10 protein-coding genes are annotated in these 11,921 nt (G+C 71.3%); 7 read left to right on the top strand and 3 right to left on the bottom strand.

Annotated features, from left to right (window positions below):
- Positions 1 to 13 precede the first annotated feature (13 nt).
- The 3 genes from D1J63_RS34230 to D1J63_RS34220 all read left to right on the top strand — a co-directional run bounded on the left by D1J63_RS34230 (position 14) and on the right by D1J63_RS34220 (position 2,178).
- A complete protein-coding gene (locus D1J63_RS34230; RefSeq protein ID WP_102929992.1) occupies positions 14 to 706 on the top strand; it encodes a GAF and ANTAR domain-containing protein in 693 nt (230 codons plus the stop codon).
- Positions 707 to 848: 142 nt separating this feature from the next.
- Positions 849 to 1,253: a hypothetical protein gene (locus D1J63_RS34225; RefSeq protein ID WP_125634333.1), complete on the top strand. Its 405-nt coding sequence runs from the start codon at positions 849 to 851 to the stop codon at positions 1,251 to 1,253.
- A 121-nt stretch (positions 1,254 to 1,374) separates the two neighbouring features.
- Positions 1,375 to 2,178, top strand: a complete 804-nt coding sequence (locus tag D1J63_RS34220; protein WP_125634331.1) for a ribonuclease BN — start codon at positions 1,375 to 1,377, stop codon at positions 2,176 to 2,178.
- 67 nt (positions 2,179 to 2,245) lie between these two features.
- On the opposite strand, the gene D1J63_RS34215 is transcribed toward D1J63_RS34220, so the two are convergent.
- The 3 genes from D1J63_RS34215 to D1J63_RS34205 form a co-directional block, all read right to left on the bottom strand.
- Positions 2,246 to 3,280 carry an SDR family oxidoreductase gene (locus D1J63_RS34215; protein WP_125634329.1) on the bottom strand — a complete coding sequence of 345 codons (1,035 nt, stop codon included), beginning with the start codon at positions 3,278 to 3,280 and terminating at the stop codon, positions 2,246 to 2,248.
- Positions 3,277 to 5,079 carry a thiamine pyrophosphate-requiring protein gene (locus D1J63_RS34210; RefSeq protein ID WP_125634327.1) on the bottom strand — a complete coding sequence of 601 codons (1,803 nt, stop codon included), beginning with the start codon at positions 5,077 to 5,079 and terminating at the stop codon, positions 3,277 to 3,279. Before D1J63_RS34210 ends, D1J63_RS34215 begins: the two co-directional genes overlap by 4 nt.
- Positions 5,080 to 5,192: 113 nt before the next feature.
- Complete coding sequence (locus tag D1J63_RS34205) at positions 5,193 to 6,179, bottom strand: LacI family DNA-binding transcriptional regulator (protein ID WP_164713265.1); 987 nt, start codon at positions 6,177 to 6,179, stop codon at positions 5,193 to 5,195.
- Between the two features lie 291 nt (positions 6,180 to 6,470).
- On the opposite strand from D1J63_RS34205, the gene D1J63_RS34200 reads away from it, so the two are divergent.
- From D1J63_RS34200 to D1J63_RS34185, 4 genes are all read left to right on the top strand, one after another.
- Complete coding sequence (locus D1J63_RS34200; RefSeq protein WP_125634323.1) at positions 6,471 to 7,397, top strand: sugar ABC transporter permease; 927 nt, start codon at positions 6,471 to 6,473, stop codon at positions 7,395 to 7,397.
- Positions 7,398 to 7,404: 7 nt separating this feature from the next.
- Positions 7,405 to 8,355, top strand: a complete 951-nt coding sequence (locus D1J63_RS34195) for a carbohydrate ABC transporter permease (RefSeq protein ID WP_125634321.1) — start codon at positions 7,405 to 7,407, stop codon at positions 8,353 to 8,355.
- A 105-nt stretch (positions 8,356 to 8,460) separates the two neighbouring features.
- The gene (locus tag D1J63_RS34190; RefSeq protein ID WP_125634319.1) at positions 8,461 to 9,816 is read left to right on the top strand and encodes a sugar ABC transporter substrate-binding protein; all 1,356 of its coding nucleotides are present in this window, start codon (positions 8,461 to 8,463) and stop codon (positions 9,814 to 9,816) included.
- Between the two features lie 28 nt (positions 9,817 to 9,844).
- Entirely contained in the window at positions 9,845 to 11,890 is a 2,046-nt protein-coding gene (locus D1J63_RS34185) for a beta-galactosidase (RefSeq protein WP_125634317.1), read from the top strand.
- Positions 11,891 to 11,921: the final 31 nt, after the last annotated feature.

The following is an 11,921-nucleotide window of genomic DNA, read 5'->3' as shown; positions in this document are numbered from 1 at the left end:
GGGAGGTACCGGCATGGACGACTGGCGCGGGTTCGCCGAGCAGATGGCCTCGTTGGCCCGTGATCTGCTGGCCCAGGAATCGCTGAACGACACCCTCGGGAGGATCACCGCTTCGGCGACGGAACTGGTGGCGGACTGCGACGCCGCCGGCATCCTCATCCTCCGCGGCAACCACGTGCAGTCGCTGGCCCCCACCGAGCAGGTGGTCGTCGACAGCGACGAACTGCAGGGCCGGGTCGGGGAGGGTCCGTGCTTCGACGCCGCCCGCAGCTCCACGGGGGAGCGGCAGTTCCGGATCGCCGACTTCACGGACGAGGCCCGGCGCTGGCCCAAGTACGTCCCCGAGGCACGCAAGCTGAACCTCGGCAGCATGATGGGCTTCCTGCTGTTCACCGAGGACGAGGACCTCGGCGCACTGAACATGTACTCCTACAGGCCCGGTGCGTTCACCGCCGCCGACGAGACGGCCGGCTGGCTGCTGGCCTCCCACGCGGCGGTCGCCTTCTCCAGTGCCCGTACGCACGCCCAGCTGCAGGAGGCCATCGGCACCCGGCACACCATCGGCGAGGCCATGGGCATCCTCATGGGCCGGCACCGCCTCGACGAGGACCAGGCCTTCGCCGCGCTGCGCCGGTACTCGCAGGACCACAACGTCAAACTGCGGGACGTGGCGGCGCGGGTCTGCGAACGGGGCGGCCTGCCCTGATGAGCGGGCGGCCAGCCCTGATGAGCGGGCGGCCAGCCCTGAACGAACGGGCGGGAAGATGCCGGAGTCTCGCCCGCGGGGCGTTTGCTTCCCGCCACTCGGGTAACTCCGGCATTCCGGACGCCGACCCCCGGGAGTCGCCATGTGGAAGCGCAAGGGCAGAAAGGGCCGTCGGACCGCCAAGCCGGTCCCCATGGAGCTGTGCGACCTGTGCGCCAGGGTCTTCCCCGAGGACGAGGCCGTGAGCGGCTACGTGCCGGACTCCTCGGCGGTGCACGCCACCAACGAGTGGTTCGACGGGCTCCGGCTCATCACCGCGTGCTCGGACGAGCACTTCGACGAGGTCAAGGCGGGATACACCGACCGCCCCTTCGTGGACGAGGAGCTGTGGGCGGCGAAGCTGACCCGGGCCCTGACCACCGGCCCGCCGGCCCTCTCCATGGACCAGCTCGGCTGCCGCACGGGACTCCAGGAGCCCCAGATACGCGCGGCCATCGCCTGGCACAACGAGCGCATGCGGGAAGCCCAGCAGCGCACCGATCCCTGAGGCCGGGACCTCGGCCGGACTCCGTCCGGGTGCACCGACGTTTGCCCGGGCACCGGCCGGGTCACTCAGTTCCCCGTCGCGAGCCGTCGAAAGGACGCCCGAGGAACACCGAGGAGCCCCCGTGAACCGGTTGTGGCGGCCGTTCCACCGTGCGTGGGACTGGTTGGCCGCGTCCGCGCTGGTCCGGCGCGGCCGGGACCTGGAACTGATGCACCGGGCCATGGGCTTCGCCACGCTCGCCCTGGTCACGCTGGCTCCGCTGCTGATCGTGGTGGCGGCGGCCGATCCGCTGGGGCGCGGGGGCTTCGCCTCCTGGCTGGCCGACGGGATGGGGCTGTCCGGACGGTCGGCCCGCGTACTGACCGACATCATCAGCCCACCGACCAAGATCGTCGGCACGACGAGCGTGTGGGGCGGAATCCTGCTCGGAGTGTTCGGCGTGTCCTTCGCGGCGAGTGTCCAGAACGGTTACGAGCGCATCTGGGAGCTGCCCTCGGGCCCGTGGCACCGCATCTGGCGCCAGATGACCTGGGTGATCCTGCTGACCGCCTACCTGTACCAGGAGGTGCAGACACGGACCGCGCTGCACGGCTCGGCGCGGATCGCGCTGTCGACCGCCAGCGGCATGCTGTTCTTCTGGTGGGGCCAGCACTTCCTGCTGGGCGGCCAGGTCCGCTGGCGCGACCTGCTGCCGGGCGCCCTCGCCACGATGGTGGGGCTGGTCGGGCTGCGCGGCTTCTCGTACCTCTTCTTCACTCCGCTCATCCTCGACAACGCGTTCAGCTACGGCGCGGTCGGCATCGTGCTGGTGGTGGAGTCCTGGCTGATCGGGGTCGGGTTCGTCGTCTTCGGCGGCGCGATGGTCGGGCACTGGTTCTGCGAGCACCACTGGTGGGCGCGGAACATCGACCGCAGACCGGACTGACCCGGCCCGGGCCCACCGCCACGAGGGCGGCCGACCGGGCGCGCTCGCGTGCGGTCGGCCGCCCCGGTCAGCAGCCGGCGCGCCCCCTCAGGGCGCCCGCGAGTGCCGCGGCGGCCGCGCCGGTCACGGCGGTGGCCAGGGCCAGCGGCCCGCGGTGCCGGGAGATCCAGAACTGGATGCTGCGCGGATGGGACTCGTCGTCGAAGATGCCGTGGGCACCGTAGTCGTCCGGGGCGGTGTCGTCCGGCGGCTTCCACAGGTTGACCGGCCGTGACGGGTCGACGGGCCGGTCGGTCTGCTGCCCGTCGTAGCCGGTGCGGGCCAGGTAGCGGTCCAGCAGCCCGGGGGCGAGCTTCTGGCCGAGGAGGGTGGCGACGGTGGAGCCGCCGACCCAGTACATGCGCCGCTGGGGGTGGTCGGCGGCGTACAGCACGGCCTCGGCGGCCACCTCGGGCTGGTAGACGGGGGCCACCGGGCGCGGGTGCCGGGGCAGGCGGGTGAGGACCCAGCTGAACTGGGGCGTGTTGAGCCCGGGCATCTGGACCATGGTCACCCGCACCCCGCTGCGGTCGTGCAGCAGTTCGCAGCGCAGCGACTCGGTGAACCCCTGGATGGCGTGCTTGGCCCCGCAGTAGACGGCCTGGAGCGGGACGCTGCGTTCGGCCAGGGCGGACCCGACCTGGACGATGGTGCCGCGATCGCGCGGTGTCATGCGCCGGAGGGCGGCCTGGGTGCCGTGCACGAAGCCGAAGTACGTCACCTCGGTGGCCCGTTTCAGCTCCTCGGGCCGGAGCTCCGCCACGGGCGCGAAGACGGTCGAGAACGCGGCGTTCACCCATACGTCGATGGGGCCCAGCTCTTCCTCGATCCGGCCGGCCGCCGCGTCCACGGCCTCCGCGTCGGCGACATCCACCACCAGGGGCAGTGCCTGCCCGCCGGCCTCGCGGATCTCCTCGGCCGCCCGCTCCAGCGCGTACTCGCCCCGCGCGAGCAGGGCCACCGCGGCCCCCTGGGCGCCGAAGGCCCGGGCTGTGGCCCGGCCCACGCCACCGGTGGCACCGGTGACGACGACGACCCGGCCCCGGCGGTGCGCGCCGCTCACTTCCTGCCCCGGCCGGGGAGGTGCTCGGCGTACTCGGTGAGCTTCTGGCGTACGCCCTTGGTGGCGATCCCGGTGGCCTGCGGGTCGTGCAGCGCGGCCTTGATGGCCTTCTTGCCCTGCTCCTTCATGATGTGCGGCGGGATCGGCGCGATCTCCGCGTCCACCTTGAACTCCAGCACCACGGGGCGGCCGGCGGCGAGCGCCTCGTCCCAGGCGGCGCCGACCTTCTTCGGGTCGTCGCAGACGATGCCCTTGAGGCCGAGCAGTTCGGCGTAGGCGGCGTAGGGCACGTCGGGGATGTCCTGGGAGCCCGGGTACTTCGGGTCGCCGGCCATGGCGCGCTGTTCCCAGGTGACCTGGTTGAGGTCCTGGTTGTTGAAGACGCAGAAGACGAACGGCGCGGGGCCGGACAGGCGGTCCAGGTACCGCTTGACGGTGATCATCTCGTTCATGCCGTTCATCTGGAACGCGCCGTCGCCCACGAAGGCGATCACCGGACGGTCCGGATAGGCGAACCGCGCGGCGATGGCGTACGGCGTCCCGGGGCCCATGGTGGCGAGCGTGCCGGACAGGGAGGCTCGCATGCCGTCGCGGAGCTTGAGGTGGCGGGCCCACCAGTTCGTGCCGGAACCGGAGTCGGCCGACAGGATCGCCCCGTCCGGCAGCCTGGACGAGAGTTCGGCGGCGACCGACTGGGGGTTGATGGTCTTGCCGAAGTGCTCACCGGCCCAGCGGTCGCACAGGTCGTTCCACTCCCGCACGTCCTTCTCGATCTTCTCCCGCCAGCCACGGTCCTTCTTGCGTTCGAGCAGCGGGATCAGCGCCTTCAGCGTCTCCTTGGAGTCGCCGACGAGGTGGGCGTCCATCGGGTAGCGGATGCCGATCATGCGGCCGTCGATGTCGATCTCGACGCCCTTGGCCTGGCCCTCCTCCGGCAGCCACTCCGAGTACGGGAAGCTGCTGCCGATCATGAGCAGGGTGTCGCAGCCCTGGATCATGTTGTCGCTGGCCTTGCTGCCGAGCAGCCCGATCGGACCGGTCACGAACGGCACGTCGTCGGGCAGCACCTCACGGCCGAGCAGAGCCTTGGCGACGCCGGCGCCGAGCAGTTCGGCGACCTCCACGACCTCGCTCTCCGCCTTGGCCGCGCCCTGGCCGACGAGGATGGCGACCTTCTCGCCCGCGTTGAGGACGTCGGCCGCCCTGCGCAGCTCGTCGGGGTCGGGCAGGACGCGGGGCCGGCTCCAGCCGACGCTGGAGAAGACCGAGCCGTGCTCCCTCGGCGGGGACGGCATCGCCTCCTCCTCCTGGATGTCGTTCGGGATGATGATCGTGGCGACGCCCCGGGTGGTCAGCGCGGTCTTGAAGGCCCGGTCGATGACGTGCCGGGCCTGCCCCGGGTGCACGATCATCTGGCAGAACTCGGACACGTCCGCGAACAGTTGGTCGAGGGCGATCTCCTGCTGGTAGTGGGTGCCGAGCGAGAGCCGCTTCTGCTGGCCCACCACCGCGACCACGGGCTGGTGGTCGAGCTTCGCGTCGTACAGGCCGTTCAGCAGGTGCACCGCACCGGGCCCGGACGTGGCGACGCAGCAGCCCACCTCGCCGGTGAACTTGGCGTGCGCGCAGGCCATGAACGCGGCCATCTCCTCGTGCCGGGCCTGGATGAACTCCGGGTCCCCGTCCGCCCGGTCGAAGGCGCCGAGCAGTCCGTTGATGCCGTCACCCGGATAGCCGTACACCCGCTTGACGCCCCACTCGGTCAGGCGCTGGAGGACGAAGTCGGCGACTTGGGTCATGGGGCTCTCCCGGACGTGTGGGGACAACGGTCGGGTTGTGGGGTTACCCTCCCGGCCGCCCCTAAACGGTCCGGTCCGTCCCCCTACGGCCGCTTCCCCGCCCCACCCGTCGGCTACGCGTGCGGCGGCGCCGTGCTCGCCCGGGTCACCAGCCGGGTCGGCACCAGGGTCGTGCCCCGCTCCGGGCCGGTCTCGCGCATCTTGCGCAGCACCGCCGCCACGCACAGCCGCCCGACCTCGGCGAAGTCCTGGTGCACGGTGGTCAGCGGCGGCAGGAAGGAGCCGGCCTCGGGGATGTCGTCGAAGCCGATGACGCTGACGTCCTCGGGCACGCGCCGGCCGCGTGCGTGCAGGGCGCGCAGCAGACCGAGGGCCATCTGGTCGTTGGCCGCGAAGACGGCGGTGCACTCCTCGCGGGCGGCGAGTTCGAGACCGGCCCGGTAGCCGGACTCGGCCGACCAGTCGCCCCGGACGAGGGGCGGCGGGGTGCGGCCGGCCTCGGTGAGCGTGCGCCGCCAGGCGTCGGTGCGGCGCTGGGCGGCGAAGGAGCCCTCGGGGCCCGCGAGGTGCCACACCGTGTCGTGGCCGAGGTCCAGCAGATGACGCACGGCGGCCCGGGAGCCGCCGGCCTGGTCGGTGTCGACGACCGTGTAGTGGTCGCCGGCGTCGGAGTCGACCACGACGACCTGGACGTGGGGCGGCAGGGTGAGGGAGGCCGCGTCCAGGAGGTGGACCTCCATGATCACGATGACCGCGTCGACGGCCAACTCCTCCAGCCGCGAGAACGCGCCGCGCACCTCGTCCTGGGTGGGGACGGCGACCGGCAGCAGCGTCACGGCGTACCCCTCGCTCGCCGCGGAGGTCGCGATGGCCTCCAGGGTGCGGACGTTGCCCGTGGTGGCCAGCGAGAAGGTGATGACGCCGATGGTGCGGAACTCACCGCGTTTGAGGGCCCGGGCCGCGCTGTTGGGCCGGTAGCCGAGTTCCTTCATGGCCGCCAGCACCTGCCGCCGGGTCTCCTCGGTCACCCCGGCGTAGCCGTTCGAGACGCGGGAGACGGTCTGCGAGGAGACGCCGGCCAGCCGGGCCACGTCCGCCATGGAAGCCGTGCGTTCCCGGCCGCGCCGGGCTCGCGCGGGCACGCTCGTCGGGACTTCCTCAGCCGTGCTCACTCGCCGTCAGCCGCCTCTCCGTCGCTGTCGGGCCCGCCGCGCAAGGACCCTTGACCGTCGTCCTCGGGGCAGTGTAGACATGCCGCCATCAAATGTTTACGTAAACATAGCAGCCCTCCCGCAGACCTCGACGGTCCCGTCCGGCGGGTGATGTTTACGCAAACATGAGGGGTCCCACCAGGCTCCGGAAGCTCCAGGACGTGACGAGCGAGGAACGACATGACGACGCTGCAACCGCCGGCCGCCGCCGAGCCGCGGCCTGCCCCGCCCCCGGTGCGGCGAGACCGCCGCTCCTGGACGGGGTGGGGCTTCCTCGGCCCCTTCGTGGCCGTGTTCGCCCTGGTGTTCCTCGCGCCGATCGTGTACTCGGTCTACCTCAGCCTCTTCCGGGACCAGCTCATCGGCGGGACCACCTTCGTCGGCCTGGACAACTACGCCGAGGCGCTGAAGGACGAGCGGTTCTGGGCCTCGCTGGGCCGGGTCTCGCTCTTCCTCGCCGTACAGGTGCCGATCATGCTCGGCATCGCGCTCCTGGTGGCCCTGGCGCTCGACAGCGGACGCCTGTACGGGCGGGACTTCTTCCGCATCTCCATCTTCCTGCCGTACGCCGTCCCCGCCGTGGTGGCCACCCTGATGTGGGGCTTCATGTACGGCACCCGCTTCGGCCTGGTCGGTGACATCAACGACGCGCTGGGCGTCTCGCTGCCCGACCCGCTCTCCCCCGACCTGGTGCTGGCCTCCATCGGCAACATCGTCACCTGGGAGTTCGTCGGCTACAACATGCTGATCTTCTACTCGGCGCTGCGGGTCGTCCCGCACTCGCTGTACGAGGCGGCCCAGATCGACGGCGCCGGCCAGATCCGGGTGATCACCGCGATCAAACTCCCCGCCATCCGCGGGGCCCTGGTGATCGCCACGATCTTCTCGATCATCGGCAGCTTCCAGCTCTTCAACGAGCCCAGCATCCTGCAGCCCCTGGCGCGCAACGCCATCACCACCGACTACACCCCGAACTACTACACGTACGCGCTGTCCTTCAACGGGCAGCAGCACAACTACTCCGCGACCGTCGCCATCGTCATGGGGCTGATCACCATGGTCATCGCCTACGTCGTGCAGCTGCGCGGCATGCGCAAGGGAGTGTGAGGCAGCGATGACCGGTCCCCTCGCCACCGTCCCCGACCGTCGCCCGGCCGAGCCGTCCGGCGCGTCGGGCCCCGCGCCCCGACTGCGCGCGTCCCGGCGCCGCCACTCCGCCGACAGGCCCCGGCGCAGCGTGCTGCTGACCGTGCTCACCTCACTCGTGCTGCTGTACAGCCTGGTGCCGCTGCTCTGGCTGGCCATCAGCTCCACCAAGACGCAGGAGGGGCTGTCCCGTTCCGCCGGTCTCTGGTTCGACGGCGACTTCGCGCTGTGGGACAACATCGCCGAGACGTTCACCTACGACGACGGCGTCTTCACCCGCTGGCTGCTCAACACCCTGCTGTACGTGGGGCTCGGCGCGGGCGGTGCCACCCTCCTCGCGGTGCTCGGCGGCTACGCGCTCGCCAAGTTCGACTTCCCCGGCCGGCGGGCCGTCTTCGCCGTCGTCATCGGCGCGGTGGCCGTCCCCGGTACGGCGCTGGCGGTGCCGACCTTCCTGATGTTCAGCAAGATGGGGCTCACCAACACACCCTGGGCGGTGATCATCCCGTCCCTGATCTCGCCGTTCGGCCTCTACCTGATGTGGGTGTTCGCCACCGAGGCCATCCCGACCGAGCTGATGGAGGCGGCCCGTATCGACGGGGCGGGCGAGGTGCGCACCTTCTTCCGGGTCGCCCTGCCGCTGCTGGCGCCCGGCATCGTCACCGTCCTGCTGTTCACCATGGTCGCCACCTGGAACAACTACTTCCTGCCACTGGTCATGCTCAAGGACCCCGACTGGTATCCGCTGACCCTGGGCCTCAACAGCTGGAACCAGCAGGCGGCGACCGCCGGCGGCGAGGCCGTCTTCAACCTCGTCGTCACCGGGTCGCTGATCACCATCCTGCCGCTCGTCGCCGCGTTCCTGCTGCTCCAGAAGTACTGGCAGTCCGGTCTCGCCGCCGGAAGCGTCAAGGAGTAGCCCCTCCCCCGCTCCCGTCCCCGTCCCCGTCCCCGTCCCTCACCGACAACCCCTCCCACCCTCAACCGGTGCCGGTTCCGGCCACGAAGAAGTGGAAGCACGCCCATGCCCACACACCTGACCAAGCACTCGCGCCGCCTGCTGCGCGGCACGGCCCTCCTCTGCGCGCTCGCCCTGGGCGCGACCGCCTGCGGCGGCTCCGACGACGGCGGATCGAGCGACAAGGCCGTCTCCGAGGCGGACATACAGGCGGCCCTCAAGGAGGGCGGCACCATCACGGTCTGGGCGTGGGAGCCCACCCTCAAGCAGGTGGCCGCCGACTTCGAGAAGGCCCATCCGGGCGTCAAGGTCGACCTCGTCAACGCCGGTACCAACAAGGACGAGTACACGGCGCTGCAGAACGCCATCTCGGCGAAGAAGGGCGTCCCGGACGTCGCCCAGATCGAGTACTACGCGATGGGCCAGTACGCCCTGACCAAGCAGCTCACCGACCTCGAGGCCTTCGGCGCCGACAAGCTCTCCGCCAAGTTCTCCCCCGGTCCGTGGAACGGGGTGAAGGCCGGTTCGGACGGCATCTACGCGCTGCCGATGGACTCGGGCCCGATGGCGCTGTTCTACAACAAGAAGGTCTTCGACAAGTACGACATCAAGGTGCCCACCACCTGGGCCGAGTACCTGGACGCCGCCCGCGACCTGCACAAGGCCGACCCGAAGGCGTACATCACCGCCGACAACGGCGACGCCGGGTTCGCCACCAGCATGCTCTGGCAGGCCGGTTCGCGTCCCTACACGGTCGACGGAACCAAGGTGAAGATCGACTTCTCCGACCAGGGTGCCAAGACCTTCACCGGCACCTGGCAGAAGCTCATCGACGAGAAGCTGCTCGCATCGGTCCCCGCCTGGACCGACGAGTGGTACAAGGGCCTGGCCGACGGCAGCATCGCCACGCTGGCGACCGGCGCCTGGATGCCCGCCAACCTCGAGTCCGGCGCCAAGGCGGCGTCCGGCGACTGGCGTGTCGCCCCGCTGCCCCAGTGGACCGCCGGCGGCAAGGTCAGCGCCGAGAACGGCGGCAGCGCGCTCGCGCTGCCCGAGCTGGGTGAGAACGAGGCGCTGGCGTACGCCTTCGTCGAGTACGCGAACGCCGGGGACGGCGTGCAGACCCGTCTGAAGAACGGCGCGTTCCCGGCGACCACGGCGGATCTGCAGTCCACGAAGTTCCAGGACACCGCGTTCCCGTATTTCGGCGGCCAGAAGGCCAACAAGATCTTCGCCGAGTCGGCCGCGAACGTCCCGGACGACTGGTCGTACCTGCCCTACCAGGTGTACGCGAACTCGGTCTTCAACGACACCGTCGGCAAGGCCTACGTCTCCGGCACCACGCTCGCCGAGGGCCTGGAGGCCTGGCAGGAGGCCTCGGTCAAGTACGGCGAGGAGCAGGGCTTCACCGTCGAGAAGTAGCGCACGCCCCCACCCCGGAAGGACCCCCATGATCTCCACCCTCCACTCCCGCACGCACCGCGGGGCGGACGGTGCCCCCGCCCCCCGTCTCGCCTACGGCGCCGACTACAACCCCGAGCAGTGGCCCCGGGAGGTGTGGGAGGAGGACGTACGGCTGATGCGCGAGGCCGGCGTGAACATCGTGTCGCTCGGCATCTTCTCCTGGGCCCGCATCCAGCCGGGCCCGGACACCTGGGACTTCGCCTGGCTCGACGAGGTGATGGACCTGCTGCACGAGCACGGGGTCGGCGTCGACCTGGCGACCGCCACCGCGTCCCCGCCGCCCTGGCTGACCACGGCCCACCCCGAGATCCTCCCGGTCACCGAGCGGGGCGAGACGCTGTGGCCGGGGGCGCGTCAGCACTGGCGCCCGACCTCGCCCGTCTTCCGCGAGCACGCCCTGCGCCTGGTGCGGAAGCTGGCGACCCGCTACGCCGAGCACCCGGCCCTGGTCGCCTGGCACGTCAACAACGAGCTGGGCTGCCACAACGTCTACGACTACTCCGACGACGCCGCCCGTGCCTTCCGTGCCTGGCTGCGCGCCCGGTACGGCACCACGGAGGCCCTCAACCACGCCTGGGGCACGGCGTTCTGGTCGCAGCGGTACGGCGACTGGGAGGAGATCCTGCCGCCCCGGCTGGCGGCCTCGCACCCGAACCCGACCCAGCAGCTGGACTTCAAGCGGTTCTCCTCGGACGCGCTCAAGGACCACCTGCGCGCGGAGCGCGACCTGCTGCGCGAGCTGACCCCCGACGTCCCCGTCACCACCAACTTCATGGTGATGCCCGGCACCAAGGGCATGAACTACGCGGACTGGGCCGGCGAGGTGGACTTCGTCGCCAACGACCACTACGTGGTGCCGCACCCGCAGGCCCGCGACGAGCTGTCGTTCTCGGCGAACCTCACCAGTGGCATCGCGGGCGGCAAGCCCTGGTTCCTGATGGAGCACTCCACGAGCGCGGTGAACTGGCAGCCCGTCAACCTGGCCAAGCTGCCCGGCGACATGGCCCGGGACTCGCTGACGCACGTGGCGCACGGCGCCGACGCGGTCTGCTTCTTCCAGTGGCGCCAGTCGGCGGCCGGCGCCGAGAAGTACCACTCGGCGATGGTCCCGCACGCCGGCGCGGACAGCGACCTGTTCCGTTCGGTCACGGCGCTCGGCGACACGCTGAAGACTCTCGCGCCGGTCGCCGGGAGCGAGCGGGAGCCCGCCGAGGTCGGCATCCTCTTCGACTGGGAGTCGCGGTGGGCGGCCGAGCAGGACTCGCACCCCACCTCGCTGCTCGACTACCACCAGGAGGCGCTCGACTGGTACTCGGCGCTGCTCTCCCTGGGCATCCGCGCCGACGTCGTCACCACCGGCGCCGATCTGAGCCGTCACCGGGTGCTGATCGCGCCCGTGCTGCACCTGGTCCCGGCCGAGCTGGCCAAGGAGCTGACGCGCTGGGCGGAGCAGGGCGGGCACCTGGTCACCACGTACTTCTCCGGTGTCGTCGACGAGAACGACCACGTGTGGCTCGGCGGCTACCCGGGCGCGCTGCGGGACCTGCTCGGCATCCGCGTCGAGGAGTTCGGCCCGCTGCCCGCCGGGCAGAGCGTGGAGCTGGACGACGACGCCACCGGCGGGCTGTGGACCGACCACGTCACCGTCACCGCCCCCGAGACCGAGGTCCTCGTCCGCTACCGCACCGGTGCGCACGCGGGCCGTCCCGCGGTCACCCGGCGCGGCGCGGGCAGCGGTTCGGCCGCCTACGTCTCCACCCGGCTCGGCGCCGACGGGCTCGCCGCGCTGCTGCCGAGGCTGCTGGAGCCGGCCGGAGTGACGAGCGAGCTGCCGGCCCCGGCCCGGGGGCGGGTCGAGGCCACCGTGCGCCGGGGCCCCGGCGGACGCTTCCTGTTCCTGGTCAACCGCACCGACGAGACCGTGACCGTCCCCGGGCTCGCCGGGGAGGTCCTGGTGGGCACCACCGGCGAGGACGGGGCCGTGGTCCTGGCCGGCCGGGCGGTCGCCGTCCTGCGCACGCCCACCGACTGATCCCCCACCCCCGACTCCCCGGAGCGGCACG

The organism is Streptomyces sp. KPB2 (assembly GCF_003950055.1).
Taxonomy (GTDB): domain Bacteria; phylum Actinomycetota; class Actinomycetes; order Streptomycetales; family Streptomycetaceae; genus Streptomyces; species Streptomyces salinarius.
Note: the sequence above shows the minus strand (reverse complement) of the source record. Positions and strands in the feature narration are given on the sequence as shown.